A 26,504-nucleotide genomic window follows, 5' to 3' on the forward strand; every position below is an offset into this window, starting at 1 on the left:
CCGACGACCGCCACGACCCGCGTCGCGTCGGCCGGACAGGACGAAGGGCGCGCCCGGTTTCCCCGGGCGCGCCCTTCCTCGTTCTCGTGCGCGGCATCGTTCTCGTGCGCGGCATCGTTCTCGTGCGCGGCGTGCCGCCGCGGCGTCTCGTACGTGGCGTGCCGCCGTCGGCAGCGACTAGCCGGCCAGGCAGGACGGGCCGAGCAGCACCTTGAGGTCGCCGAACAGCGCCGGGTCGGGCTTGACGCGGTGCTTGTCGAGGCGGAGCACGGTCGTGGTGCGCGGCCCCTGGAGCTTGATCCGCACCTCGGTGTTGCCGTGGTGGTGGCGCAGGATCTCGCCCAGACGGGTCACCATCGGCGGGGTCACCTTGACCGTCGGGATGGTGAGGACGACGGGCGCGTTGGTGCCGGCCGAGGAGAGGTCGGGGACCATCATCTCCATCGCCACGAGCCGCGGGACGTCCTCGCGCTTGTCGAGGCGGCCCTTGACGAAGACGACCGTGTCCTCGACCAGCTGGGTGGAGACGAGCTGGTAGGTGGCCGGGAAGAACATGCACTCGATGGAGCCGGCGAGGTCCTCGACGGTGGCGATGGCCCAGGCGTTGCCCTGCTTGGTCATCTTGCGCTGGAGGCCCGAGATGATGCCGCCGATGGTGACGACCGCGCCGTCGGAGTGCTCGCCGCCGGTGAGCTGGGAGATGCCCGCGTCCGTCTTGTCGGAGAGGACGTGTTCCAGGCCGAAGAGCGGGTGGTCGGAGACGTAGAGGCCGAGCATCTCGCGTTCCTGGGCGAGCAGGTAGGACTTCTCCCACTCCACGTCGGAGAACTCGACGTCGAGTCCGAAGCCCGGCTCGTCGCTCGCGCCCTCGTCGCCCATGCCGCCGAAGAGGTCGAACTGTCCCTCGGCCTCCTTGCGCTTCACCGCGACCACGTTGTCGATCATCGGTTCGTGGTGGGCGACCAGGCCCTTGCGCGTGTGGCCCATCTCGTCGAAGGCGCCGGCCTTGATCAGCGACTCGACGGTCCGCTTGTTGCAGACGACGGCCTCGACCTTGTCCAGGAAGTCGGGGAAGGTCGAGTACTTCCCCTTGGCCTTCCTCGTCTTGATGATCGAGTCGACGACGTTGTTGCCGACGTTGCGGACGGCGGTGAGGCCGAAGAGGATCACGTCGTCGCCCTGGGCGGCGAAGTTCGGCTCGGACTCGTTCACGTTCGGCGGGAGCACCTTGATGCCCATGCGCCGGCACTCGTTCAGGTAGATCGCGGACTTGTCCTTGTCGTCCTTGACCGAGGTGAGCAGGCCCGCCATGTACTCGGCGGGGAAGTTCGCCTTGAGGTAGGCGGTCCAGTAGGAGACCAGTCCGTACGCGGCCGAGTGCGCCTTGTTGAAGGCGTAGCCGGCGAAGGGGACCAGGACGTCCCACAGGGCCTGGATCGCCTTGTCGTTGTACCCGTTCTTGCGGGCGCCCTCCTGGAAGATGGTGAAGTTCTTCGCCAGCTCCTCGGGCTTCTTCTTGCCCATCACGCGGCGCAGGATGTCGGCCTCGCCGAGCGAGTAGCCGGCGATGATCTGCGCGGCCTTCTGCACCTGCTCCTGGTACACGATCAGGCCGTAGGTGACCGCCAGCACCTCTTCGAGGGGCTTCTCCAGGTCCGGGTGGATCGGGGTGATCTCCTGCTGCTTGTTCTTGCGCAGGGCGTAGTTCGTGTGCGAGTTCATGCCCATCGGGCCCGGCCGGTACAGGGCCGAGACGGCGGAGATGTCCTCGAAGTTGTCGGGCTTCATCAGGCGCAGCAGGGAGCGCATGGGGCCGCCGTCGAACTGGAAGACGCCGAGGGTGTCACCGCGGCCGAGCAGTTCGAAGGTCTTGGGGTCGTCGAGCGGGAGGCCGAGGAGATCGATGTCGATCCCCTTGTTGGCCTTCACCATCTTGACGGCGTCGTCCATGATCGTGAGGTTGCGCAGGCCGAGGAAGTCCATCTTCAGCAGGCCGAGCGACTCGCAGCTCGGGTAGTCCCACTGGGTGATGGTGACGCCGTCGGTGTGCCGCACCCAGACGGGCACGTGGTCGGTGATCGTCTCGCTGGACATGATCACGCCGGCGGCGTGCACGCCCATCTGCCGGACCAGGCCCTCCACACCGCGGGCGGTGTCGATGACCTTCTTCACGTCGGGCTCGTTCTCGTACATCCCGCGGATCTCGCCGGCCTCGCCGTAGCGCGGGTGCGTCGGGTCGAGGATGCCGGAGAGCGGGATGCCCTTGCCGAGGACGTCGGCGGGCATGGCCTTGGTGAGCCGGTCGCCCATGGCGTACGGGTAGCCGAGGACGCGGGCGGAGTCCTTGATCGCGTTCTTGGCCTTGATGGTGCCGTAGGTACCGATCATGGCGACCTTGTCGGCGCCGTACTTCTCGGTGACGTACCTGATCACTTCGACGCGCCTGCGCTCGTCGAAGTCGATGTCGACATCGGGCATGGAGACGCGCTCGGGGTTCAGGAAGCGCTCGAAGATCAGACCGTGGGTGAGCGGGTCGAGGTCGGTGATGCCCATGGCGTACGCGACGATCGAGCCGGCCGCGGAGCCTCGTCCGGGGCCGACCGCGATGCCCTGGTTCTTGGCCCACATGATGAAGTCGGCGACCACGAGGAAGTAGCCGGGGAAGCCCATCGAGATGATCGTGTCCATCTCGTACTCGGCCTGCTTCATCCGGTCGTCCGGAATGCCTCCCGGGTAGCGGCGGTCCATGCCGCGCATGGTCTCCTCGCGGAACCAGGTGACCTCGGTGTAGCCGTCCGGGATGTCGAACTTCGGCATCAGGTTCCGGAACTGGAACATGCCCTCGGTGTCGACCTGCTCCGCGACCAGCCGGGTGTTGGCGCAGCCTTCCTGCCAGGCGTCCGAGGAGTCGATGGCGTACATCTCCTCCGTGGACTTCAGGTAGTAGCCGGTGCCGTCGAAGCGGAAGCGGTCCGGGTCGGAGAGGTTCTTGCCGGTCTGGATGCAGAGCAGGGCGTCGTGGGCGGTCGCCTCGGCGGCGTAGGTGTAGTGCGAGTCGTTCGTGACCAGCGGCGGGATGCCGAGCTTCTTGCCGATCTCCAGCAGTCCGTCGCGGACCCGGCGCTCGATCTCGATGCCGTGGTCCATCAGCTCCAGGAAGTACCGCTCCTTGCCGAAGATGTCCTGGTACTCGGAGGCGGCCTTGAGGGCCTCGTCGAACTGGCCGAGGCGCAGTCGGGTCTGGAGCTCGCCGGAGGGGCAGCCCGTGGAGGCGATCAGCCCCTCGGACCACTTGGAGATGGTCTCCTTGTCCATCCGGGGCCACTTCGTGAGCCAGCCCTCGGCGTACGCGTCGGAGGACAGCCGGAAGAGGTTGTTCAGGCCGGTCGCGTTCGCCGCCCAGATCGTCTTGTGCGTGTATCCACCCGAACCGGACACGTCGTCGCGCTTCTGGTGCGGTTGCCCCCACTGGATCCTGCGCTTGTTGCGGCGGGACTCCGGCGCGACGTACGCCTCGATGCCGATGATCGGGGTGACCCCGGCCTTCTTCGCGGTGTGGAAGAAGTCATAGGCGCCGTGCAGGTTGCCGTGATCGGACATGGCGATGTGCGACATGCCCATCTCGTTGCACGCGTTGAACATGTCCTTCAGCCGCGCGGCACCGTCCAGCAGCGAATACTGGGTGTGGACGTGCAGGTGCGTGAACGGCGCCTTGGTCACGGTGGAGTCCTCCGGGCGGGAGTGAGGGGGGCAGCCTCGAAGTCTACGTCTCCCGAGTGACAGAAAACGGGCACCGACGGGTACGGTCATCCGTTGCAGACCCAGGGACGGTGTCCGATTCCACACCTTCCGCACGCGATCGATCCAGCGCCACCAGGAGGCACCCGCCATGGCGGTTCCCGAGACGACGAACGAGCAGCGCGCCGAGCAGATACTCGATGTGTTCGACACCGCCTTCGGTGAGCTCCTCGCCGCCGACCCCGCTGCCTTCCAGGTGAAGTTCCGCAAGATGGCGGCGTCCGCGTTCGCCTTCTACCGGGGGACGGCCTGCCTCTTCTACGCCGACCTGGAGCGCGACCGGCACGGCGGCCCGTACCTGGACGAGCGGACCGGCCGGGTGTGGATCCACGGCGATCTGCACGCCGAGAACTTCGGCACGTACATGGACTCCAACGGCCGCCTCGTCTTCAACGTCAACGACTTCGACGAGGCCTACGTCGGCCCGTTCACCTGGGACCTGAAGCGCTTCGCCGCCTCCGTCGCCCTGATCGGCTACACCAAGGCGCTCAGCGACGAGCAGATCAGCGGGCTCGTGCGGATCTACGCGGCCGCCTACCGGGAGCGGATCCACGCCCTGGCCACCGGCGCCAAGCACGAGGAGGTCCCCTCCTTCACCCTGGACACCGCCGACGGCCCGCTGCTGGCCGCCCTGCGCGCCGCCCGCGCGCGGACCCGCTTCTCGCTCCTCGACTCGATGACGGAGATCCGGGACTACGAGCGCCGCTTCACGGCGGGCCCCGGCACCATCGAGCTGGACGCGGCCACCCGGTACAAGGTGCTGGCCGCCTTCGACGGGTACCTGGAGACCCTGCCGGAGGAGTCCCTGGTGCGCCCGGACTCCTACCGGGTCAAGGACGTGGTGGGGCGGCGGGGCGTCGGGATCGGCTCGGCCGGCCTGCCCTCGTACAACATCCTGCTGGAGGGGCACAGCGACGCCCTGGAGAACGACGTCGTGATCTACCTCAAGCAGGCGCAGACCCCGGCGGTGTCCCGGCACATCACCGAGCGGTCGGTGCGGGACTACTTCCAGCACGAGGGACACCGCACGGTGATCTCGCAGCGGGCCCTCCAGGCGCACGCCGACCCGTGGCTGGGTTGGACGGAGCTGGACGGCTCCGGGCAGCTGGTGGCGGAGGTCTCCCCGTACGCGGTGGACCTGGACTGGTCGGACCTGGACGACCCCGAGGAGATCGCGGCGGTGGTCGCCGACCTGGGTCGGGCCACGGCGACGATGCACGCGGCGGCGGACGCGGCGGAGAGCGGCCAGTCCCTGGTGCCCTTCTCCACGGAGCGGGCCATCGACGCGGCCATCGCCGCCGACGAGGTCGGCTTCCCGGAGCTGCTGGTCGACTTCGCCCACGCCTACGGGGCCCGGGCGCGCGCCGACCACCAGATCTTCGTCGACCTGTTCCGCAACGGCCGGATCACGTCGTAGCGGGCGGGCCGTCGGGAACCCGGGGCCTCCGATTCACAGGGAGTCGTGAAAGACTCGCGGCGATGGACATATCAGGGGCAGGACTCCGGGGGCTGCGAGCCGCGCTGTTCAGCGCGTTCGTCGTGCTGCTCTCCGCGGGCTCGCACGTCCTCATGTCCCGGGTGCCGTTGCCGCCCGCACTGGTGGTCGGCTCCTTCGCGGGGGTGTTCGCCCTGGCGTTCGCGCTGGCCGGCCGGGAGCGCGGCTTCGGCCCGATCGCCGGGTTGCTGGTGCCGCTGGAGCTGGCGGCCGACACCGTCTTCACCGCCGGGCAGCACCTCTGTTACGGCCCCGCGGGCGGCCCGGTCGCCGGTCCGCTGCGGGCGCTGGGCCTGGACGAACTGTGCGGGGGCACCCCGGTCGGCGGGCAGCTGGCCGGCGTGCCCGGCTCCGTGACCGACGCGGGAGCGCTGTCCGCGGCGGCGGGGCCCTGGACGCCCTGGCTGCTGCTGGGCGGGCACGTCGCGGTCGGGATGCTGGCCGCCGCGTGGCTGCGGTACGGCGAACGGGCGCTGGGCCGGCTGCTGCGGGCCGTGGCCGCCTTCGCCTTCCGTCCGCTGCTGTTGGCGGTGACCTCCGTCGCGGCGGTCGCCGGTCCGGCACGCCGGCGGGCATGCCCGCCCGGGCCGGGCTCGGGTGCCCGTACCCGGTTCCCGGCACATTCCGTGGGGCGGCGGGGACCGCCCGTGCGCGGGACGCTCGCGAGCGTCTGACACGCGTACGGCAATCCCCCCTCTTCCACACCCCACGGAGATCACGATGAGTTCACGCAACAGCCAGGCGAACAAGGCGGCGGCCCGCGATCGACTGCGCGTCGAGCGCGAGAAGCAGGCCAAGAAGGACAAGGCGCGCCGGCAGCTGATCGTCGCCGGCGCGGTGGTGGCCACGTTGGCCCTGGCCGGCGGTGTCGGCTACGCGGTCGTGCAGGCCAACCAGCCCGACCACTGGGAGAAGGCGGCCTCGGCGGAGCTGGTCAAGCCCAAGAACACCTCGGGCGACAACGGCACCACGGTCGTCATCGGCAAGCCCGAGGCGAAGAAGACCCTGGACCTGTACGAGGACTCGCGCTGCCCGGCGTGCGCCGCCTTCGAGCAGACCAGCGGCGAGCAGATCAAGAAGGACGTGGACGCGGGCAAGTTCAAGCTCCGCTACTTCGGCGCGACCTTCATCGACAACGCCGCCCAGGGCGAGGGTTCGAAGAACGCGCTGAGCGCGCTGGGCGCGGCGCTGAACGTCAGCCCGGACGCCTTCCTCGCGTACAAGGGGGCGCTCTACTCCAAGGACCTGCACCCCGAGGAGACCGTCGACAGCTTCGCCAAGGACGACTACCTGATCAAGGTCGCGGACACGGTCCCGGCGCTCAAGGGCAACGCCGAGTTCAAGAAGGCCGTCGAGGACGGCACCTATGACCGGTGGGCGCTGGAGATGTCGAAGGTCTTCAACAAGTCCGAGGTGAAGGGCACGCCGACGCTGATGATGGACGGCAAGAAGATCGAGACCCCCTCGACGGCGGAGGCGTACACCGCGGCGATCGAGAAGGCTCTCGCGGGCTGACCCTCCCCGGTCCCGGCAACGGGCGGACGAGAACGGGCGGACGAACTCCTGGAGTTCGTCCGCCCGTTGCCTTTCCATGTCTGTACCGACGGTATACCGGTCAGTAATATGACCGCCCGTGACCAGTCAACTCTCCTCTTCCCCCGCCGCGACAAACCCGCGCCGCCGTACGGTGGTTCTGGGCGCCGCGGCCGCGGCCGCGCTCGCGCCGATCGCCACGCTGGGCCTCTCGCCCGCCCATGCGGCCGAGACCGCCCCCGCCTTCCCGCACGGCATCGCCTCCGGCGACCCGCTGCCCGACGGGGTCCTGCTGTGGACCCGCGTCACCCCCTCCCCCGAAGCCGTCCCCGGCTCCGGCCTCGGCCCTGCCACCGCGGTGGGCTGGGAGGTCGCCGAGGACCGCAACTTCGCCCGGGTCGTGGCGAGCGGCGCCGTCACGGCGACCGCCGCGTCCGACCACACGGTCAAGGTGGACGTGCGCGGCCTGCGCCCGCACACCCCGTACTGGTACCGCTTCACGGCGGGGGCGACCGTCTCCGCGATCGGGCGCACCCTGACCGCCCCGCCCGTCGACGCGGCGACGCCGGGGATCCGCTTCGGCGTGGTCTCCTGCGCGAACTGGGAGTCCGGGTACTTCTCCGCGTACCGGCACCTGGCGGCCCGCACCGACCTGGACGCGGTCCTGCACCTGGGCGACTACGTGTACGAGTACGCCTCCGGGGCCTATCCCGAGGCGAAGTACGTCGTGCGCCCGCACCAGCCGCGCCACGAGATCGTCTCGTTGGCCGACTACCGGACCCGGCACGGCACGTACAAGACCGACGCGGACCTCCAGGCGCTGCACGCGGCGCACCCCGTCGTCGCGATATGGGACGACCACGAGTTCGCCAACGACGCCTGGTCCGGCGGCGCCGAGAACCACACCCCCGGCGCGGAGGGCGACTGGGCGGCCCGTGCGGCCGCCGCGAAGCAGGCGTACTTCGAGTGGATGCCGGTGCGCGCCTCCATAGCCGGCACCGTCTACCGGCGGCTGCGCTTCGGCAGTCTCGTCGACCTGCACCTGCTGGACCTGCGGACCTTCCGCTCGCAGCAGGTCAAGGTGGGCAGCGGCGCGGTGGACGACCCGGAGCGCACCATCACCGGGCGGGCGCAGTTGGACTGGCTCAAGTCGGGGCTGGCGAACTCGAACGCCACCTGGAAGCTGGTCGGCACCTCGGTGATGATCTCACCGGTGGCGTTCGGCTCACTGCCCGCGCACCTGCTCAAGCCCCTCACGAAGCTGCTGGGCCTGCCCGAGGGCGGTCTCACGATCAGCACGGACCAGTGGGACGGCTACACGGACGACCGCAAGGAACTCCTGGGCCACCTGAAGGACCGCGGCATCAAGAACACGGTCTTCCTGACCGGTGACATCCACATGGCGTGGGCGAACGACGTCCCGGTGAACATGGCGACGTATCCGGGCTCGGGCACGACGGCGACCGAGTTCGTGGTGACGTCGGTGACCTCCGACAACATCGACGACATCCTGCACGTGCCGGCGGACACCGCCTCGCTGGTCGCCGAGGCGGCCATCAAGGCCGCCAACTGGCACGTGAAGTGGCTGGACATGGACTCTCACGGGTACGGCGTCCTGGACGTGACGGGCGAGCGCTCACAGATGGACTACTTCGTGGTCTCGGACAAGCGAAGGCAGGACGCGCGCTCCACGTGGGCCCGTTCGTACCGCACCCTGAACGGGACGCAGAAGGTCGAGCGGGCCGACCGCCCGGTTTCCTGACATTCCATCAATTTTGCTGCTCAGAGGGGCGCTTGGTTCACACCAGGCGCCCCTTTCGTCTCTCACGCAACAAATCTTTAACCGCCGAGATCTTGCCATCCTTATGACATGCCCACGTAAGCTCGCGCCGGCGTGAGGAAGTCCCTCACCCCCCACCACGCTTCGCGAGGAGTACACGTGCGCGCTCTCGCCCGCATATCCCCCCTTCTCCGCCGCCGCATCACGGGTACGGCCCTGTTGGCCGGAACCCTGGCGTTCGCCCCGCTGACGGCCCCCACCTCCGTCGCCGCGGCGCCCACCGCCAAGACCCCGGCGCAGGCCTGTCTCGAACAGGCCGGCGGCACCGCCGCCAACGCCCGGGTCGCGCGCCCGCGCGACCACCAGGCCGCCGACCCGAACGAGGTGACGGACGCCCAGGTCAAGGCCATGGACGCCGACCTCAAGAGAAGACTCGGTCAGTCGACCCCGCAGCAGCTCGACGGCATGCGTGCCCGGGTCGCCGCCACCACGACCATCCCGGTCTACGTGCACGTCATCCACTCCGGTGCGACCGGAAAGCTGACCGCCGCGCAGATCAACAGCCAGCTCGCCGTCCTCAACTCGGCCTACGCCGGCCAGGGCAGCGGCAACGTCAACTCCGGCTTCCAGTTCTCGCTGGCCGGGACCGACTACACCGACAACGCGACCTGGTACAACGTCTCGGACGGCACCACCGCCGAGAAGAACATGAAGAACGCCCTGCGCAAGGGCGGCAAGAACGCCCTGAACCTCTACACCGCCAACCTCGGCGGCGGGCTCCTCGGCTGGGCCACCTTCCCGAGCTCCTACGCCTCCCAGCCCAAGATGGACGGCGTGGTCATCCTCAACAGCTCGATCCCCGGCGGCTCCTCCGCCAACTACAACCAGGGCGACACCGCCACCCACGAGGTCGGCCACTGGCTCGGCCTTTACCACACCTTCCAGGGCGGCTGCTCGGGCAGCGGCGACTCGGTCTCCGACACCCCGGCCGAGGCGAGCGCCGCGTTCGAGTGCCCGACCGGCCGCGACACCTGCGGTGCGAGCGGAGCGGACCCGATCCACAACTTCATGGACTACACGTACGACTCCTGCATGTACCAGTTCACGAGCGGCCAGGTGTCGCGCATGAAGAGCATGTGGACGGCCTACCGGGCCTGACGCACGTGACAGGGGCCCGGCCGGGCGTCCATCCGGCCGGGCCCCTTCGCGCGCACCCGCCCCCTACAGCCCGTCGAGGAAGGACAGCGCGACCTTCCAGGTCTGCTCGGCGGCCTCCGCGTCGTAGTCGTCGAGATCGGGATCGGTGAACAGGTGCCCGGCGCCCGGGTAGCCGTGGACCTCCACGTCCGCCCCGGCCCGGCGCATCCCCAGGTACCAGGCGGTCAGCCAGTCGTGCGGCTCGAAGGGGTCCGGGTCCGCCACGTGCAGCTGCACCGGCAGGTCGTCCGCCGAGGCGTCGTCGTCCAGGTCGGACGTACCGTGCAGGAGGAGCAGCCCGCGCGCCTTCTCGTCGTGCAGGGCCAGGTGCTGCGCCACGGAGGCGCCGAAGGAGAACCCCGCGTAGACCAGGCCCCGGTCCGAGTAGGGGGCGGCGGCCAGGATCGCGCGCTTGAGCAGTTCGTCACGGCCGATCTCGTCCCGGTGAGCCATGCCCTCCTCGACGTTCCCGAACGTGCGCCCCTCGAACAGGTCGGGCACGTGGACCTCGTGCCCCGCCGCGCGCAGCCGGTCGGCCGCCGCGTGCACTGCGGGCCGCAGCCCGTACGTCGAATGGAAGAGCATGATGTTCATATCCCCATCGTGCCAGTTTCCCGGGTCCCCTTCCGGTTAGGTTCACGGGCATGGATATGGAGAACGTCCTGCGCCCCGTCGTGGTCATCGGCGGCGCGGTGGTCCTCACGCTCGTCGCTGCCTGGCTGCTTGACCTGCTGCTCCGCCGGGCCGACGCCCGCCACGGCGAGACACCCCTGTGGGGGCTGCTGCGCCGGTGCGGTCCACCCTTCCGGATCGTCCTGTGCACGGCCCTGCTGAGGGCCGCCTACCCCCAGACCAGGATCCTCACGGATCACCGGGACGGCGTGGGCCGGGCCCTCACCCTGGTGCTGATCGCCTCGACCGCCTGGCTGCTGATCCGGATCGCCACCGCCGTCGTCGACTCGACGTACACGCGCTACGCGGCCGGCGCCGGCGACGCCGCCCGGGTCCGCCGGGTCCGCACCCAGGTCACGCTGATCCAGCGGGTCGTGACCGCGGTGGTCGTCGTCGTGGCCATCGCCTCCATGCTGCTGACCTTCCCCGCGATGCGCACGGTCGGCGCCTCGATGCTGGCGTCCGCGGGCGTCCTCGGCATCGTGGCGGGCATCGCCGCCCAGTCCGCGCTGGGCAACCTCTTCGCCGGCCTCCAGATCGCCTTCGGCGACACCGTCCGCATCGGGGACACCGTGGTCGTGGACAAGGAGTGGGGCACGGTCGAGGAGATCACCCTCACCTTCCTCGTGGTCCGCACCTGGGACGAGCGCCGGATCACGATGCCGGTCTCGTACTTCACCGGCAAGCCGTACGAGAACTGGTCGCGCGGCGGGGCCCAGATGACCGGCACGGTCTTCCTGCACCTGGACCACTCGGCGCCGATCCCGCTGCTGCGCGAGCAGTTGTCGGAGATCCTCAAGGAGACGCCGGAGTGGGACGGTCGCGCGAGCGGTCTGGTCGTCACCGACTCCACCCCGAACACGATCCAGGTCCGGGCCACGGTCACCGCGAAGGACGCCGACGACATCTGGACCGTGCGCTGCGTGGTCCGCGAGCGCCTGATCACCTGGCTGGTGGACCACCACCCGTACGCCCTCCCCCACGTGAACACCGCCGACGCGGTGCAACAGCCCCCGCTCGCCCCCTAAGGGCTGCGCAGGCTGCGGACGTCGAGGTGGCGGAGCACCCGGTCCACGATCTCCGGGTCCGAACCCGGTTCGCTGCGCGCCGAAAGCACCTCGTGCCGGGCGGCGGACATCATCTCGCGCTGGATCCGCTGGACGTCCCGGATCCGCTCGACCCGCTTCGCGTACGCCTCCCGCCGTTCCTCGTCGACCATGTCGGGGCTGATCCTGGCGCCCACGTCGTAGGCCCGCCGGTACAGGGTCTCCACCAGGTCCTCGGGGAGGTCCTCCGCCGCCTCGATCTCCTTCAGCCGCTGCTTCGCGGCCTTGGCGGCGCGGATCGCCAGCCGGCGCTCGGTCTCCTTCTCCGCGTCCTCGTCGGCCTCCACCCCCAGCCGGCGCACCAGCCAGGGCAGGGTCAGGCCCTGGCAGACCAGCGTCGCCATGATCACGGCGAAGGCGATGAAGATGATCTGGTCCCGCGCCGGGAAGGGGTCCCCGCCGTCCACCTTCAGCGGGATGGCCAGAGCCAGCGCCACCGAGGCCACGCCGCGCATCCCGGCCCACCACATGACGACGCTCTCCCGCCAGCTCACCGGGATCTCCTCGTCGTAGTCACGCCGGTTGTGCAGCTTCTTCGCCAGCCAGCCGGCCGGCAACAGCCACGCCAGTCGTACGCCGACCACCACGGCGACCACGATCCCCGCCCAGCCGGCCATCTCTCCCACACGGTCCCCCGCGACGCCGAACACGTGGTGCAGTTCGAGTCCGATCAGGCCGAACGCGACGCCGGTGACCAGCATGTCGACGATCTCCCAGAACGTGTGCCCGGCGAGGCGTCCGAGCACGTCGTCGGCGTCGGTCGCGTACTCGGCGAGGAACAGCGCGGTGGTCAGCACGGCCAGCACGCCCGAGCCCTGGAGTTCCTCGGCGACCACGTACGCCACGAACGGCACCAGCAGCGTCAGCCCGATCTGCAGGGTGACCTCGCCGAGCCTGCCCATGAGCCGGTTCGTGGCCCAGCCGAGCGCGAGCCCCACGGCCACCGCGACCACGGCGGAGAGCACGAACTCCCCGAGCGCGTCGGGCCAGGAGAAGCTGCCGCTGACGGCGGCGGCGATGGCCACGTGGTAGAGCACGATGGCGGTGACGTCGTTGAAGAGCCCCTCGCCCTCCAGGATGGAGACCATGCGGCGCGGCAGCCCGAGCGCGCCGGCGACGGCGGTGGCCGCGACCGGGTCGGGCGGCGCGACGAGCGCGCCGAGCGCGACGGCCGCGGCGATGGGCAGGCCGGGGACGGCGGCGTGCGCGACGGCGGCCACGGCGGCGGTGGTCACGAAGACCAGGGCCACGGCCAGCAGCAGGATGGGGCGCACGTTGGCGGCGAACTGTCGCCAGGAGGTGCGCTGCACGGAGGCGTACAGCAGCGGTGGGAGCACCAGCGGCAGGATGTACTCGGGCGGGATGTCGACGTTCGGCACGGCCGGCACGAGGGCCAGCACCACCCCGCCGATGGTCATCAGCACGGGCGAGGGCAACCCGAGCCGGTCCCCGAGCGGTACGGTCACCACGGCCCCGAGCAACAACACGAAAAACAGAGCAAGCTGGTCCACAGCTCCCAGCCTGCCCCATCCGCCCCCCGAGCCCCGCCAGCCCCGCCGGCTTTCCGGGCGCGGGGTCCGGGGCGGAGCCCCGCGGCGACACCCGACGCCCGGCCGGTACCGGACGACCTACGGCAGACGGCGCCGCATCGACCGGTGCGGGATGCCCGCGTCCTGGAACTCCGGCCCGTAGGCCTCGTATCCGAGCCGCTCGTAGAAGGCGAGGGCGTGGGTCTGCGCGCCCAGGTCGACGGCGGTCAGCCCCAACCTCGCGGCCTCCACCTCGATCGCACGGACCAGCGCCGCGCCGACGCCCAGTCCGCGCGCGGACTTCGCGACGGCCAGCCGCCCGAGGGAGCCGATCTCCGCGGCGCCCGTCTTGCCGAGCGCCCCCGGCCCGTGCAGCAGCCGGCCGGTGCCCAGCGATTCCCCGTCCGGCCCCTCGGCCAGCACGTGCACGGCCATCGCGTCGTATGCGTCGTACTCGATCGACTCCGGCACGGACTGTTCGACCACGAACACCTCGGTGCGCACGGCGAAGCAGGCCGCCAGGTCGGCGTCGCAGGAGGCCACGCGCACCTGGTACGAGGTCACTCGCTCTCCGCCCGGATCACGTCCAGGGCGTGCTGGAGGTCCGCCGGGTAGCCGCTCTCGAACTCCACCCATCGGCCGTCCGACGGGTGCTCGAAACCGAGCCGCACCGCGTGCAGCCACTGCCGGGTCAGCCCCAGTCGCTTCGCGACCGTCGGGTCGGCGCCGTACGTCAGGTCACCGACGCAGGGGTGCCGGTGCGCGGACATGTGCACGCGGATCTGGTGCGTGCGGCCGGTCTCCAGCTTGATGTCCAGCAGGGAGGCCGCACGGAAGGCCTCGATCAGGTCGTAGTGGGTGACCGAGGGCTTGCCCTCCTGGGTCACGGCCCACTTGTAGTCGGCGCTGGGGTGACGGCCGATGGGCGCGTCGATGGTGCCGCTCATCGGGTCCGGGTGGCCCTGCACCAGCGCGTGGTAGCGCTTGTCGACCACGCGCTCGCGGAACTGGTTCTTCAGCGAGGTGTACGCCCGCTCCGACTTCGCGACGGCCATCAGGCCGGACGTGCCGACGTCGAGCCGGTGCACGACGCCCTGGCGCTCGGAGGCGCCGGAGGTCGAGATCCGGTAGCCGGCCGCGGCGAGGCCACCGATGACGGTGGTGCCGGTCCAGCCGGGGCTCGGGTGGGCGGCGACGCCCACCGGCTTCATGATGACGACGATGTCGTCGTCGTCGTGGACGATCTCCATGCCGGGGACCGGTTCGGCCACCAGCTCGACGGGCCGCGGCGGCGCGGGCATCTCGACTTCGAGCCAGGCGCCACCGTGCACGCGCTCGGACTTCCCGACGACACTGCCGTCGACCGACACCTTCCCCGCGGCCGCGAGATCGGCCGCCTTCGTCCGGGAGAACCCGAACATACGGGCGATGGCGGCGTCGACGCGCTCGCCCTCCAGGCCATCGGGAACGGGCAGGGTTCGGATCTCGGGAATCGTACTCACCTGTCGAGTATGCAGGACGGGGCGCGGGAGCCTTCCCGCGAGCCGCCCCGCGATCAGTCCTTGTGGACCGTGCCGTCCGGGTCGAGACCCCTGAACGACAGCAGGACGATCAGGATCCCGCCGCACACGATCGCCGAGTCCGCGAGGTTGAAGACGGCGAAGTGGGCGGGCGCGATGAAGTCGACGACCGCTCCCCGGAAGACCCCCGGCGAACGGAAGATCCGGTCGGTCAGGTTGCCCAACGCCCCGCCCAGCAGCAGGCCCAGCGCAATCGCCCACGGCAGGCTGTAGAGCTTGCGCGCCAGTCGGACGATCACCACGATCACGGTGGCCGCGATGCAGGTGAAGATGATCGTGAAGGCCTCGCCGAAGCCGAAGGCGGCCCCGGGGTTGCGGATCGCCGAGAACTTCAGCAGCTCACCGATGATCTCGATGGGCTGCTCGTGCTCCAGTTTCGCGACGACCAGCATCTTGCTGCCGAGGTCGATCAGGTACGCCAGCGTCGCCACCACCAGCAGTGCCACGATCCGCCGGCGCCCCTTGGGCGCGGTCGATTCGGGCTCGGTGTCGTCCCCGACCTCCGGCGTACCGATGATGCGCTCCGCCTCTGCCACGTGAGTCCCTCGAACTAGCTCGAACCAGGTTCCGGCGAAACCGCCCTGCCAGGTTCCTGGACCCTGACGAGACACGAGGGTACGTCAGGGCGCCCGCCCGCCGCCCGGCTAGTGCCGCCGCTCCTGCCTCTGCTTGCAGTCCACACAGAGCGTGGCGCGCGGAAATGCCTGCATCCGGGCCTTTCCGATGGGCTTTCCGCAGGTCTCGCAGAGACCGTAGGTGCCCGCCTCCAGCCGTTCCAGCGCGCGTTCCGTCTGCTCCAGCATCAGGCTGGCGTTCGCCGCGAGGGCCAGTTCGGACTCCCGGGTGATGTTCTTGGTGCCGGTGTCCGCCTGGTCGTCCCCCGCGCCGTCGCCCGAGTCCCGCATCAGCCCGGAGATGGCCGCGTCGGAGGCCTGGAGCTCGGCCCTCAGGCGCAGCACCTCGCTCTCCAGCTCGGCCCGGGCCTCGGCGACCTCCGCCGGCGTCCAGGGGTCCTCTCCCGGGCGTACGGGGAGCTCTCCGGGGGTGGCGGCCACCGCACCGCCCCGCGCCTTGGGCAGTCCACTGGTGGCGGCAGCGGCCGTCTTCCTGGCCGTGCCGGTGCTCTTCTTGGCGACCACTTTCCGGGCTCCCGTCTCTGACGCGGCATGCGCCGCCCCCTCGGTCGCGGCCCGTTTGGCCGTGACCTTCTTCGCCGTCGACTTCTCGGCGGCGGCCACCTTGGCGGTGGTCGCCGACTTCCTCGCGGATGCCTTTCTCGCGGGCGCCTTCCGCACGGCGGCCGTCTTCTCGGGCGCCGCCTCGGCGGGAGCCGGCGCCGGTGCCCCGACCTCGGTTCCGACCTCGGTTCCGACAGCCTTCCCGACAGCCTTCTTGGTAGTCCCGGCGGTCTTCTTCGCCACCATGGCCGCGGCCCCTTCACATACTGTGATCATTGCTCGCGAATCGTGCCGGAACGATAAATCGACGCCGGCCCCGCGGCAACGGGGCGCGCATCCCGCGAGGTCAACCTGCATCCGTTGTGCCCATCCGGCGGCCCGGTAATCCGCCCCTCCCGCCCCACCGGAACCGGGACCGGCGCGTCAGCCCATCCGGGTCACTCCGCCCCGCGCCCCGCGGCCCCGCGCCCCCGCCCGGAATATCGGTCGGCCGCGCGCGGCGTCGGCCCGTACACTGGGCCCAGCGAGAGGCATGGATGGGGACGAGTAGCGTCGGACGCAGCCAGGAGCGACCCGGGGACGGTGAGAGCCCGGGGGCGAGCGCGATGCGAAGGATCACCCCGGAGCCGCCGGAAGAAAGCCGTCACGATCACGGATCCCGCACGGATCCCCGTACGGGAAGTAGAACCGGCTTCGCACCCCAATGAGGGGGCCATCGGATCCGTCCGACGGCCAAGGAGGGTGGTACCGCGGGAGCGCGTCAAGGCTCTCGTCCCTCCGGACGGAAGTGACATCCCGCCGGAGGAAGAGTTCAGCCTCATGACCACACCGCCGCAGTACCGCCCGGTACCCGCCCAGGTCGACCTGCCCGCCCTCGAACACGCCGTCCTGGAGTTCTGGCGCGAGAGCAAGACCTTCGCCAAGACGCTGGAGCAGTCCGAGGGCCGCCCCGAGTGGGTCTTCTACGAGGGCCCGCCCACCGCGAACGGCATGCCCGGCGCGCACCACATCGAGGCCCGCGTCTTCAAGGACGTCTTCCCCCGCTTCCGCACCATGCGCGGCTACCACGTGGCCCGCAAGGCCGGCTGGGACTGCCACGGCCTGCCCGTCGAGCTCGCGGTCGAGAAGGAACTCGGCTTCAACGGCAAGCAGGACATCGAGGCGTACGGCATCGCCGAGTTCAACTCCAAGTGCCGCGAGTCGGTGACCCGTCACACCGACGCGTTCGCCGAGCTCACGACCCGCATGGGCTACTGGGTCGACCTGGACGACGCCTACCGGACCATGGACCCCGAGTACGTGGAGTCCGTGTGGTGGTCGCTGAAGGAGATCTTCAACAAGGGTCTGCTCACCCAGGACCACCGCGTCGCCCCCTGGTGCCCGCGCTGCGGCACCGGCCTCTCCGACCACGAGCTGGCCCAGGGCTACGAGACGGTCGTCGACCCCTCGGTCTACGTCCGATTCCCGCTGACCTCCGGCCCCCTCGCGGGCGACGCCGCGCTGCTTGTGTGGACGACGACCCCGTGGACCCTGGTGTCCAACACGGCCGTCGCCACGCACCCCGAGGTCACGTACGTCGTCGCCACCAACGGCGAGGAGCGCCTCGTCGTCGCCGAGCCGCTGCTGGAGAAGTCCCTCGGCGAGGGCTGGGAGGCCACCGGCGAGACCTTCACCGGCAAGGAGATGGAGCGCTGGACGTACCGGCGCCCCTTCGACCTCGTCGAGTTCCCGGAGCCCGCCCACTACGTCGTGAACGCCGAGTACGTCACGACCGAGGACGGCACCGGTCTGGTCCACCAGTCCCCCGCCTTCGGCGCCGACGACCTCGCGGTCTGCCGCGCCTACGGCCTGCCGGTCGTGAACCCGGTCCGCCCCGACGGCACCTTCGAGGAGGACGTCCCGCTCGTCGGCGGCGTCTTCTTCAAGAAGGCCGACGAGAAGCTGACCGCCGACCTCGACGCGCGCGGCCTGCTCTTCAAGCACATCGCCTACGAGCACAGCTACCCGCACTGCTGGCGCTGCCACACCGCGCTGCTCTACTACGCGCAGCCGTCCTGGTACATCCGCACCACCGCCGTCAAGGACGCGATGCTGCGGGAGAACGAGAAGACGAACTGGTTCCCGGACTCGGTGAAGCAGGGCCGCTTCGGCGACTGGCTGAACAACAACATCGACTGGGCGCTCTCCCGGAACCGCTACTGGGGCACGCCGCTGCCGATCTGGCGCTGCGAGGAGAACCACCTCACCTGCGTCGGTTCCCGCGCCGAGCTGGGCGAGCTGTCCGGCACCGACCAGTCGGGCCTGGACCCGCACCGCCCGTACATCGACGACATCACCTTCACCTGCACGCACGAGGGCTGCTCCCTCGAAGCCGTGCGCGTCCCGGAGGTCATCGACGCCTGGTACGACTCGGGTTCGATGCCGTTCGCGCAGTGGGGCTACCCGCACAAGAACAAGGAGATCTTCGAGAAGCGCTACCCGGCGCAGTTCATCTCGGAGGCCATCGACCAGACGCGCGGGTGGTTCTACACGCTGATGGCGGTCGGCACCCTCGTCTTCGACAAGTCCTCCTACGAGAACGTGGTCTGCCTGGGGCACATCCTCGCCGAGGACGGCCGCAAGATGTCCAAGCACCTGGGCAACACCCTCGAACCGATCCAGCTGATGGACCAGCACGGCGCGGACGCCGTGCGCTGGTTCATGGCGGCCGGCGGCTCCCCGTGGGCGGCCCGGCGCGTGGGCCACGGCACGATCCAGGAGGTCGTCCGCAAGACGCTCCTCACGTACTGGAACACGGTGGCCTTCCAGGCCCTGTACGCCCGCACGTCGAACTGGGCGCCGTCGGCGGCCGACCCGGCGCCCGCGGACCGCACGGTCCTGGACCGCTGGCTGCTCTCCGAGCTGCACACCCTCACCTCCGAGGTCACGGAGGCGATGGAGTCCTACGACACCCAGCGCGCCGGCAAGCTTCTGTCGTCCTTCGTGGACGACCTGTCGAACTGGTACGTCCGCCGCTCGCGCCGCCGCTTCTGGCAGGGCGACAAGGCGGCCCTGCGCACCCTCCACGACGTGGTGGAGACGGTGACCCGGCTGTTGGCCCCGCTCACCCCCTTCATCACGGAGCGGGTCTGGCAGGACATGGTCGTCCCGGTCACCCCGGACGCCCCGGAGTCCGTCCACCTCTCGACGTGGCCGACCGCGGACACCACCGCGATCGACCCGGAGCTGTCGCGGCAGATGCTGTTGGTCCGCCGCCTGGTGGAGCTGGGCCGCGCGACCCGCGCGGAGTCGGGCGTCAAGACCCGCCAGCCGCTGTCCCGGGCCCTGGTCGGCGCGACCGGTTTCGACGCCCTGACCCCGGAGCTCCGGGCCCAGATCACGGAGGAGCTGAACGTCTCCTCGCTGGCCTCCCTGTCCGAGGTCGGCGGGTCCCTCGTGGACACGACGGCGAAGGCCAACTTCCGTGCGCTCGGCAAGCGGTTCGGCAAGGGCGTGCAGGACGTCGCCAAGGCCGTGGCCGCGGCGGACGCGGCGGGGCTCTCGCTGGCCCTGCGCTCCGGTGAGGCCTCGGTCGAGGTGAACGGCGAGACCGTGACCCTCACCCCGGAGGAGGTCATCATCACCGAGACCCCGCGCGAGGGCTGGTCGGTGGCGTCCGATTCCGGGGCGACCGTCGCCCTGGACCTGGAGATCACCCCGGAGTTGCGGCTGGCGGGCCTGGCCCGCGACGCGATCCGCCTGATCCAGGAGGCCCGGAAGAACTCCGGTCTGGACGTGGCGGACCGGATCGCCCTGCGGTGGTCCTCGGCGGACCCGGAGCTCGTGACGGCCCTGACGGACCACGCGGAGCTCATCGCGGAGGAGGTCCTGGCCACGGACTTCGCGACCGGCGAGGCCGACGCGTCCTACGGCGACCCGTTCACGGACGAACCCCTCGGCCTGACGTTCCGCCTCCGCAAGGCGTAACCCCACCCCACCCCGACGGCCCGCGCCCCCCACCCGGGAGCCGCGGGCCGTCGCCTTTCCCCTCCCCGCCGAACACCCCCAGCCCCGCCGGCACTCTCCAGCCCCGCCGGCCCCTCCAGCCCCGCCGGCACTCTCCAGCCCCGCCGGGACACCTCCAGCCCCGCCGGCGTTTGAGGCGCGGGGTCCGGGGCGGAGCCCCGGGGGGTCCCGCCCCGCCGAACACCCCCGGCTCCGCCGGCACTCTCCAGCCCCGCCGGCGTTTGAGGCGCGGGTCTGGGCGGAGCCCAGGGACCCGGCCCCGCGCAGCGCCCCCGCCCCGCCCCAGAGCACCGGCACCGGCCCGGACACGGAAACGCAAACGGGCCGGGCCCGGTACCCCCTGAGGGGAACCGGGCCCGGCCCGAGAGACTGCCGACAGACGCGGCGGCGGCGCCTAGTTGTCGTCCTCGTCGATCAGGAAGCCACGCATCGGCGACGGCGCCTGCATCGGCTGCGGAGCAGCAGGCCGCACCGGAGCCATCGGCTGGGTCATCGCCGGGGACATCTGCTGCTGGCCACCGTAGGACGGGCCGCTCATCGGGGACGGGCCACCCATCGGGGAGGGACCGCCCATGGGGGACGGGCCACCCATCGACTGCCCCATCGCACCGGCCGGAGCCATGGACGGCGACGGCGGCAGCGCGGGACCGGCCGGGTTGCGCGGCGGGGCCAGCGAGTCGTCGGCCTGGGTCTCCAGCTGACGCAGCTGGGACTCCAGGTAGGACTTCAGGCGCGTACGGTACTCACGCTCGAAGCCTCGCAGGTCCTCGACCTTGCGCTCCAGCGTGGCGCGGGCGGACTCCAAGGAGCCCATCGCGACGCGGTGCTTCTCCTGCGCGTCCCGCTCCAGCGCGTCGGCCTTGGCACGGGCGTCCCGCTCCAGACCCTCGGCGCGCGAACGGGCCTCGCCGACGATCTTGTTGGCCTCGGAACGGGCCTCCGCGATGGCCTGGTCGGCGGTCTGCTGCGCGAGCGACAGGACGCGGGCGGCGCTGTCGCCACCGGGGCCCTGCTGCGGAAGCTGCTGGTGCTGCTGGTGCATCTGCTGGCCCATGGGCTGCATCTGCTGCCCCATCGGCTGCATCTGCTGGCCCATCGGCTGGCCGAGCGGGTTCTGGCCGCCCATGGACTGCTGCTGCATCTGCTGCATCTGCTGGGGCTGCTGCATCTGCTGCGGCTGGCCCATCTGCTGCTGGCCACCCATGTTGTGCTGCTGCATGGGGCCGCCCATCGGGCCGGGACCCTGCTGGCCCTGTCCACCGGGGCCGGGGGGCAACTGCGGCTGACCGCCGGGCAGCTGGGGCGGGCCCATCTGCGGCTGCTGCTGCTGCGGCGGGCCGGATATGGCCGCGGGCACGGGTGCGCCGGGCCCACCGGGGCCACGCTGGTCCTGGGGTTCGGGCTTGCGCATGCCCTGTTGCTGCTGGTTCTGCGCGGCGGCGCGTGTGGCGGCGGCCAGCTTGGCGCGCAGGTCCTCGTTCTCGCGCAGCAGGCGCGTCAGTTCGGACTCGACCTCGTCGAGGAAGGCGTCGACCTCGTCCTCGTCATAGCCTTCTCGCAGGCGGACGGTCGTGAACTGCTTGTTCCGCACGTCCTCGGGAGTCAGCGGCATGTCTTCTTCACCTCTACGTAGTCGTCGGCAGTCGGCAAGACCGTATCGGGACTGTCCCCGGGTTCGCGGGGAAGCACATCGTTCACTGGCCGCTCGCACCAGCGCGCGCGAAAGTGATCAGGATGTAAACGATGATCATCAGAACGAAGAAGGACAGGTCGAGTGCCACGCCCCCGAGACGCAACGGCGGAATGAAACGCCGAAGAAGCTTGAGTGGTGGGTCGGTGGCGGTGTAGGTGGCCTCCAGAACGACCACCATCGCCTTGCCGGGTGTCCATGAACGTGCGAACTGGAACACATAGTCCATGACCAGTCGGAAGATCAGGATGCCCAGAAAACACGACAGCGCGATGTAGACCACTTCCATTGCGATGCCCATCCCGCGCTTCCCTCTCCCCTGCTCCCGCTCTGTTCCCGGCCCCGTGTCTGACGGATCGGTCTAGCTTTGGTTGAAGAACCCGCCCTCCGCGATGCGGGCCTTGTCCTCCGCCGTGACATCGACGTTAGCAGGAGACAGCAGGAACACCTTCTGCGTCACGCGTTCAATGCTGCCGTGCAGACCGAAGACGAGGCCGGCCGCGAAGTCGACCAGACGCTTCGCGTCGGTGTCGTCCATCTCCGTGAGGTTCATGATCACCGGAGTGCCCTCACGGAAGTGTTCCCCGATGGTACGGGCCTCGTTGTAGGTCCGGGGGTGCAGCGTCGTGATGCGGTACGGCTCCCGCTCGGAGACGACCTTGGGCATGATCACGGGTGCGTTCTTCTCCAGGTTGGTGCGGTCAGGTGTGATGGACGCCACGGGGGCAATTCGCGCCGGACGTCCGTTTTCCACCGGCATCGGGATGGGTTCCCGCTGTGCCGGGGGCTGTACTGCTCGTACCGGTTCGTCCGTTACGGGCGGTTGGTGCGCGGGCTGCTGACGCCGGCGATCCCGCTCCGGCTCCGGCTCGGGTTCGAACTCGTCATCGGGGTCGTACCCCGGGTTGTCGTACCGGTCGTCCTCCACGAGGCCGAGGTAGACCGCCATCTTGCGCATCGCGCCGGCCATTCTCCGAGTCCTCCGCTCTGTGGTGGATCGCCCTGTCGCAGGTGTCGCCGTGCCACCAAAGTCGCTGTGTCACCAAAGTCACCAACTGCCCGCGATCCACGTGGTCTGTCCGCTCATCTGCGGAAATGACCATATTTTCTGCTGTGGTCCGACTTTCTTCGCGACGTTACCCGAGCCGGGGTCTCGCGCCGAGTACCGCAGTGCCGACGCGTACATGTGTCGCACCCGCCAGCACCGCCTGTTCCAGGTCGGCGCTCATTCCCGCCGACACCATCGTGGCAGCAGGATGGTCGGCGCGCAGGCTGGATGACAATTCCATCAGCCGCGCGAAGGCGGCCTGTTCGCGACCCGCGTACGGCCCCGCCAGCGGGGCCACGGTCATGAGGCCGTCGATCCGCAGTCCCGGCGCCGCCGCCACGAGGTCCGCCAACTCCGGGAGGAGGTCCGGCGCCGTCCCGCCCCGGGCCCCCCGCTCCCCCGACTCGGCGTCGAGGGCGATCTGCACGAGGCAGCCGAGTTCCCGTCCGGCGGCCGTGGCGGCCACCGAGAGCGCGGTGACCAGTTTCGGCCGGTCGACCGACTGCACCACTCGCGCGTATCCCGCCACGGAACGGACTTTGTTCGTCTGCAACTGGCCCACGAAATGCCAGTCGAGCGCCAGGTCCGCGCAGGCCGCGGCCTTGGGGGCGGCGTCCTGGTCACGATTTTCCGCAACATGACGGACACCCAGGTCCGCCAGCAGTCGTACGTCGCTCGCCGGGTAGGTCTTGGTGACCACGATGAGGGTCACCTCCTCCCGTTCCCGCCCCGCCGCCGCGCACGCCGCCGCGATGCGCTCCTCGACCCGCGCGAGGTTCGCCGCGAGCTCGGCCTTACGATCCGTCATCCCTCAGTCCAACCAGACATATCCGGCAAGCCGCCCGGTCACCCGGTCACGGCGGTACGAGAAGTGGTCCCGTGACTCCAGTGTGCAGACCGGGGAGCGGTCGGCGTTCGCCACCCCCGCCCGCGCCAACTGTGCGTGCACGCCGGCGACCACGTCCACGGCCGGTGTCCCCCAGCTCGTCTCGGCCCATGCCGCCGGCACCACTTCCGCGACCGCGTCCCGCATCTCGGCGGGCACTTCGTAGCAGCGGCCGCAGACCGCCGGTCCCGTACGGGCGACCAGCCGTCCGGGGTCGGCCCCGAGGGCGATCATCGCCTCGACGGCGGCGGGCACCACTCCGGCGACCAGCCCGGGCCGCCCCGCGTGGGCCGCTCCCGCGATCCCGGCGACCGGGTCGGCCAGCAGGACCGGCACGCAGTCGGCCGTGAGCACCGCCAGGGCCAGTCCGCGACGGGCGGTCACCACCGCGTCCACCGAGGGGATCGCCTCCCGGTCGGCGTCCCACGGGCCGTCCACCACCGCGACGTCCCGACCGTGCACCTGGTTCATCCAGATCACCAGGTCGGGAGCGAGGCCGAGGGACTTCGCCGCGGTCGCCCGGTTCGCGCGAACGGCGGCCGGGTCGTCTCCGACCGCGCCGCCGAGATTGAGCTCCTCGTACGGAACGGCGCTCACCCCGCCCCACCTGTCGGTGAAGGCGAAGTGCGCGCCGTTCTCGTCGTGCTGTCCCAGGATCACTTCAAGAAGTCCGGGACATCCAGCTCTTCCGCCGGGCTGTCCTGGTACGGACGGGCCGTCGGGACGTGGGCCGGCGGCGGGAACTCGTTCGCCGGCTCCGGCTCGACCGGAGCCTGGGGCTCCTCACGCGGGGTGACCGAGCCGAGCCCGCCGAAGGCCGGGCGGACCGGCTCGGCGGCGCGGACCGGTGCCGGGGCCGGCTCCTCGCGCTTGGTGGAGGCCGCGCCGATGACGTTGTCCCGGCGGGCCGGGGGCTGTCCTCCGTCGAACCCGGCGGCGATGACGGTGACCCGCACCTCGTCACCGAGCGCGTCGTCGATGACGGCGCCGAAGATGATGTTCGCCTCGGGGTGCGCGGCCTCGCTCACCAGCTGCGCGGCCTCGTTGATCTCGAAGAGACCGAGGTCCGAGCCACCGGAGATGGAGAGCAGCACGCCGCGGGCGCCGTCGATGGACGCCTCCAGCAGGGGCGAGGAGATCGCCATCTCGGCCGCGGCCACGGCGCGGTCGTCGCCGCGGGCCGAGCCGATGCCCATGAGGGCGGAGCCGGCCTCGGACATCACGGACTTGACGTCCGCGAAGTCGAGGTTGATCAGGCCGGGGGTGGTGATGAGATCGGTGATGCCCTGGACGCCGGACAGCAGGACCTGGTCGGCCGACTTGAAGGCGTCGAGCACGCTGACCTGGCGGTCCGAGATGGACAGCAGGCGGTCGTTGGGGATGACGATGAGGGTGTCGACCTCTTCGCGGAGCTCGGCGATGCCGTCCTCCGCCTGGTTCGCGCGGCGCCGGCCCTCGAAGGTGAACGGTCGGGTGACCACACCGATCGTCAGGGCTCCCAGGGAGCGCGCGATGTTGGCGACGACAGGTGCGCCGCCCGTGCCGGTTCCGCCGCCTTCACCGGCGGTGACGAAGACCATGTCGGCCCCCTTGAGGACCTCCTCGATCTCCTCGCGGTGGTCCTCTGCCGCCTTCCGGCCGACGGCCGGGTTGGCGCCGGCGCCGAGGCCCCGGGTGAGTTCACGGCCGACGTCGAGCTTGACGTCGGCGTCGCTCATCAACAGCGCTTGGGCGTCCGTGTTGATGGCGATGAACTCGACGCCCTTGAGACCGACCTCGATCATTCGGTTGATGGCATTGACACCACCGCCGCCGACACCGATGACCTTGATGACTGCGAGGTAGTTCTGCGGTGCTGCCACGTCGAAGGCCTCTCGCCTCGAGTTACGTGTCGCCGCCTCGCGGGCCTGCGTTGCGACGACTGATGCCGAAATTGGGCCGGTTCGTACACGCCGACCCGAACCCTAACCCTGAAGTTTAGGGTTATGAGTGTGTCTGTTCCTTGGACTCTCCGAACAGGACACTAAGTCGACAAGTAGCGCGTGTTCAACGAACACGCCGAACCTCCCGTTTTTCTTTTCACCCTATGTGATCACCCGTATCGCTGGCCAACCAGGGTGCGTCGCTGTTCGACTCGACGTCAACTCCCGGACACCGCCGGGGCGGTGGGGACACTCACGTCGAAGTGGTCAGCCTTGGGCGAGGCCTTCAGCAGGGCGGTCAGCGCCCGCCCTTTCGCTTCACCCAGTTCGCCGCTTCCCCACACCACGGTTCGCCCCTTGGTGAGCGCCAGCACGACCGAGTCGTACGACTCCACCCTGACCTGCAACGTCTCCTTCGCGACGGCCTCGGGGAGGCCGCCCGCGATGTCCACCGCCTCGCGCAGCAGCCGCTGCTCGTCGAAACGACGGGCGCTGGGTGACCGTTCCGCTGCCAATTCGAGGACGGGAACGCCTCCGGGTGCTTTCGCAACCGTGTCGAATCGCACACCCGAAGAGTCCACTTCGACGAAGTCCGTGCCCTTCTTGATGAGCAGCACGGGTTTGCGTTCCGTCACTTTCAGGCTGATTCCACGCGGCCACGACCGCGTCACATCGACCGAATCGATGCGGGGCAGCCGCTCGCGCAGCCGGCTCGCGATCTCGTCCGTGTCGATGCTCACCAGCGGCGCGCCGACCGGGACGGCCGCGGCCGACACCACCTGCCGTGACGTGAGCACCTCGGTGCCGGTGGAGGTGACCTTCTCGACGCGGAGCCAGGAGGACCCGTAGAGCACCCAGGTGCCGCCGGCGGCGAGGAGCACCGCGCCGGCCAGGGAGGCCAGTACGAGGACCCGGCGCCGTTTGACGCCGGGCCCCCGCGGGCCGGATCCCTTCGACGGCTTGGGACGCCTGCCCGGCTTGGGAGGGCCGGGGTTCCTGCCCTTGCGGGCGTCCCCGTCGGAACCGGGTGTCCCGCGCTGTGCGGTCGTCGCTCCGGCCACTCCTGTGCCTCCTGGGTCAGTGCT

Annotated in this window: 21 protein-coding genes; 7 read left to right on the forward strand and 14 right to left on the reverse strand. The window is 70.2% G+C overall.

Annotated elements, in window-relative coordinates:
- Positions 1 to 177: 177 nt before the first annotated feature.
- A complete protein-coding gene (dnaE, locus tag OHA84_RS11195; RefSeq protein ID WP_053682220.1) occupies positions 178 to 3,720 on the reverse strand; it encodes a DNA polymerase III subunit alpha in 3,543 nt (1,180 codons plus the stop codon).
- A gap of 169 nt (positions 3,721 to 3,889) precedes the next feature.
- On the opposite strand from dnaE, the gene OHA84_RS11200 reads away from it, so the two are divergent.
- The 5 genes from OHA84_RS11200 to OHA84_RS11220 all read left to right on the forward strand — a co-directional run bounded on the left by OHA84_RS11200 (position 3,890) and on the right by OHA84_RS11220 (position 9,764).
- Positions 3,890 to 5,215, forward strand: a complete 1,326-nt coding sequence (locus tag OHA84_RS11200) for a DUF2252 domain-containing protein (protein WP_053682221.1) — start codon at positions 3,890 to 3,892, stop codon at positions 5,213 to 5,215.
- A gap of 62 nt (positions 5,216 to 5,277) precedes the next feature.
- Positions 5,278 to 5,967: a hypothetical protein gene (locus tag OHA84_RS11205; RefSeq protein ID WP_053682222.1), complete on the forward strand. Its 690-nt coding sequence runs from the start codon at positions 5,278 to 5,280 to the stop codon at positions 5,965 to 5,967.
- A gap of 46 nt (positions 5,968 to 6,013) precedes the next feature.
- Entirely contained in the window at positions 6,014 to 6,808 is a 795-nt protein-coding gene (locus OHA84_RS11210; protein ID WP_053682223.1) for a DsbA family protein, read from the forward strand.
- A gap of 118 nt (positions 6,809 to 6,926) precedes the next feature.
- Positions 6,927 to 8,588: an alkaline phosphatase gene (locus tag OHA84_RS11215; RefSeq protein ID WP_266971936.1), complete on the forward strand. Its 1,662-nt coding sequence runs from the start codon at positions 6,927 to 6,929 to the stop codon at positions 8,586 to 8,588.
- A 177-nt stretch (positions 8,589 to 8,765) separates the two neighbouring features.
- Entirely contained in the window at positions 8,766 to 9,764 is a 999-nt protein-coding gene (locus tag OHA84_RS11220; RefSeq protein WP_053682225.1) for a zinc metalloprotease, read from the forward strand.
- 63 nt (positions 9,765 to 9,827) lie between these two features.
- Here the strand turns inward: OHA84_RS11220 and OHA84_RS11225 are convergent, their stop codons facing one another.
- On the reverse strand, positions 9,828 to 10,397 hold the full coding sequence (locus tag OHA84_RS11225) for a dienelactone hydrolase family protein (RefSeq protein ID WP_053682226.1): 570 nt from the start codon (positions 10,395 to 10,397) through the stop codon (positions 9,828 to 9,830).
- A gap of 56 nt (positions 10,398 to 10,453) precedes the next feature.
- Here OHA84_RS11225 and OHA84_RS11230 point away from each other — a divergent pair, with 56 nt between their 5' ends.
- A complete protein-coding gene (locus OHA84_RS11230; RefSeq protein ID WP_053682227.1) occupies positions 10,454 to 11,503 on the forward strand; it encodes a mechanosensitive ion channel family protein in 1,050 nt (349 codons plus the stop codon).
- Here OHA84_RS11230 and OHA84_RS11235 read toward each other — a convergent pair.
- The 5 genes from OHA84_RS11235 to OHA84_RS11255 all read right to left on the reverse strand — a co-directional run bounded on the left by OHA84_RS11235 (position 11,500) and on the right by OHA84_RS11255 (position 16,114).
- Positions 11,500 to 13,092 carry a Na+/H+ antiporter gene (locus tag OHA84_RS11235; RefSeq protein WP_053682228.1) on the reverse strand — a complete coding sequence of 531 codons (1,593 nt, stop codon included), beginning with the start codon at positions 13,090 to 13,092 and terminating at the stop codon, positions 11,500 to 11,502. The two genes, OHA84_RS11230 and OHA84_RS11235, sit on opposite strands and share 4 nt — an antisense overlap.
- A gap of 117 nt (positions 13,093 to 13,209) precedes the next feature.
- On the reverse strand, positions 13,210 to 13,674 hold the full coding sequence (locus OHA84_RS11240) for a GNAT family N-acetyltransferase (protein ID WP_266971932.1): 465 nt from the start codon (positions 13,672 to 13,674) through the stop codon (positions 13,210 to 13,212).
- A complete protein-coding gene (locus OHA84_RS11245) occupies positions 13,671 to 14,612 on the reverse strand; it encodes an RluA family pseudouridine synthase (RefSeq protein ID WP_053682230.1) in 942 nt (313 codons plus the stop codon). Before OHA84_RS11245 ends, OHA84_RS11240 begins: the two co-directional genes overlap by 4 nt.
- A gap of 53 nt (positions 14,613 to 14,665) precedes the next feature.
- Positions 14,666 to 15,226 carry a signal peptidase II gene (lspA, locus tag OHA84_RS11250; protein ID WP_053682231.1) on the reverse strand — a complete coding sequence of 187 codons (561 nt, stop codon included), beginning with the start codon at positions 15,224 to 15,226 and terminating at the stop codon, positions 14,666 to 14,668.
- Positions 15,227 to 15,334: 108 nt separating this feature from the next.
- The gene (locus OHA84_RS11255; RefSeq protein ID WP_266971929.1) at positions 15,335 to 16,114 is read right to left on the reverse strand and encodes a TraR/DksA C4-type zinc finger protein; all 780 of its coding nucleotides are present in this window, start codon (positions 16,112 to 16,114) and stop codon (positions 15,335 to 15,337) included.
- A gap of 573 nt (positions 16,115 to 16,687) precedes the next feature.
- On the opposite strand from OHA84_RS11255, the gene ileS reads away from it, so the two are divergent.
- On the forward strand, positions 16,688 to 19,834 hold the full coding sequence (gene ileS, locus OHA84_RS11260; RefSeq protein WP_266947079.1) for an isoleucine--tRNA ligase: 3,147 nt from the start codon (positions 16,688 to 16,690) through the stop codon (positions 19,832 to 19,834).
- 433 nt (positions 19,835 to 20,267) lie between these two features.
- Here the strand turns inward: ileS and OHA84_RS11265 are convergent, their stop codons facing one another.
- The 7 genes from OHA84_RS11265 to OHA84_RS11295 all read right to left on the reverse strand — a co-directional run bounded on the left by OHA84_RS11265 (position 20,268) and on the right by OHA84_RS11295 (position 26,480).
- Positions 20,268 to 21,485 carry a DivIVA domain-containing protein gene (locus OHA84_RS11265; protein ID WP_053676001.1) on the reverse strand — a complete coding sequence of 406 codons (1,218 nt, stop codon included), beginning with the start codon at positions 21,483 to 21,485 and terminating at the stop codon, positions 20,268 to 20,270.
- 82 nt (positions 21,486 to 21,567) lie between these two features.
- Positions 21,568 to 21,864, reverse strand: a complete 297-nt coding sequence (locus OHA84_RS11270; RefSeq protein ID WP_053676002.1) for a YggT family protein — start codon at positions 21,862 to 21,864, stop codon at positions 21,568 to 21,570.
- 60 nt (positions 21,865 to 21,924) lie between these two features.
- Complete coding sequence (locus OHA84_RS11275) at positions 21,925 to 22,533, reverse strand: cell division protein SepF (RefSeq protein WP_053676003.1); 609 nt, start codon at positions 22,531 to 22,533, stop codon at positions 21,925 to 21,927.
- A 166-nt stretch (positions 22,534 to 22,699) separates the two neighbouring features.
- Positions 22,700 to 23,419, reverse strand: coding sequence for a YggS family pyridoxal phosphate-dependent enzyme (locus OHA84_RS11280; RefSeq protein ID WP_266971926.1), 720 nt, complete (start codon positions 23,417 to 23,419; stop codon positions 22,700 to 22,702).
- Between the two features lie 3 nt (positions 23,420 to 23,422).
- On the reverse strand, positions 23,423 to 24,157 hold the full coding sequence (gene pgeF, locus OHA84_RS11285; RefSeq protein WP_266971924.1) for a peptidoglycan editing factor PgeF: 735 nt from the start codon (positions 24,155 to 24,157) through the stop codon (positions 23,423 to 23,425).
- Positions 24,154 to 25,359 carry a cell division protein FtsZ gene (gene ftsZ / locus OHA84_RS11290; protein WP_053676005.1) on the reverse strand — a complete coding sequence of 402 codons (1,206 nt, stop codon included), beginning with the start codon at positions 25,357 to 25,359 and terminating at the stop codon, positions 24,154 to 24,156. Before ftsZ ends, pgeF begins: the two co-directional genes overlap by 4 nt.
- A 278-nt stretch (positions 25,360 to 25,637) precedes the next feature.
- The gene (locus tag OHA84_RS11295) at positions 25,638 to 26,480 is read right to left on the reverse strand and encodes a cell division protein FtsQ/DivIB (RefSeq protein WP_266971921.1); all 843 of its coding nucleotides are present in this window, start codon (positions 26,478 to 26,480) and stop codon (positions 25,638 to 25,640) included.
- Positions 26,481 to 26,504: the final 24 nt, after the last annotated feature.

This window comes from Streptomyces sp. NBC_00513, assembly GCF_041431415.1.
Taxonomy (GTDB): domain Bacteria; phylum Actinomycetota; class Actinomycetes; order Streptomycetales; family Streptomycetaceae; genus Streptomyces.

What these genes read in the sequence shown, in the direction of transcription:
- OHA84_RS11200 (WP_053682221.1), top strand. Translation starts at nt 3,890, where the DNA reads ATGGCGGTTCCCGAGACGACGAACGAGCAGCGCGCCGAGCAGATACTC.
- OHA84_RS11205 (WP_053682222.1), top strand. Translation starts at nt 5,278, where the DNA reads ATGGACATATCAGGGGCAGGACTCCGGGGGCTGCGAGCCGCGCTGTTC.
- OHA84_RS11210 (WP_053682223.1), top strand. Translation starts at nt 6,014, where the DNA reads ATGAGTTCACGCAACAGCCAGGCGAACAAGGCGGCGGCCCGCGATCGA.
- OHA84_RS11225 (WP_053682226.1), bottom strand. Translation starts at nt 10,397, where the DNA reads ATGAACATCATGCTCTTCCATTCGACGTACGGGCTGCGGCCCGCAGTG.
- OHA84_RS11230 (WP_053682227.1), top strand. Translation starts at nt 10,454, where the DNA reads ATGGAGAACGTCCTGCGCCCCGTCGTGGTCATCGGCGGCGCGGTGGTC.
- OHA84_RS11255 (WP_266971929.1), bottom strand. Translation starts at nt 16,114, where the DNA reads ATGGTGGCGAAGAAGACCGCCGGGACTACCAAGAAGGCTGTCGGGAAG.
- ileS (WP_266947079.1), top strand. Translation starts at nt 16,688, where the DNA reads ATGACCACACCGCCGCAGTACCGCCCGGTACCCGCCCAGGTCGACCTG.
- OHA84_RS11265 (WP_053676001.1), bottom strand. Translation starts at nt 21,485, where the DNA reads ATGCCGCTGACTCCCGAGGACGTGCGGAACAAGCAGTTCACGACCGTC.
- OHA84_RS11270 (WP_053676002.1), bottom strand. Translation starts at nt 21,864, where the DNA reads ATGGGCATCGCAATGGAAGTGGTCTACATCGCGCTGTCGTGTTTTCTG.
- OHA84_RS11275 (WP_053676003.1), bottom strand. Translation starts at nt 22,533, where the DNA reads ATGGCCGGCGCGATGCGCAAGATGGCGGTCTACCTCGGCCTCGTGGAG.
- OHA84_RS11280 (WP_266971926.1), bottom strand. Translation starts at nt 23,419, where the DNA reads ATGACGGATCGTAAGGCCGAGCTCGCGGCGAACCTCGCGCGGGTCGAG.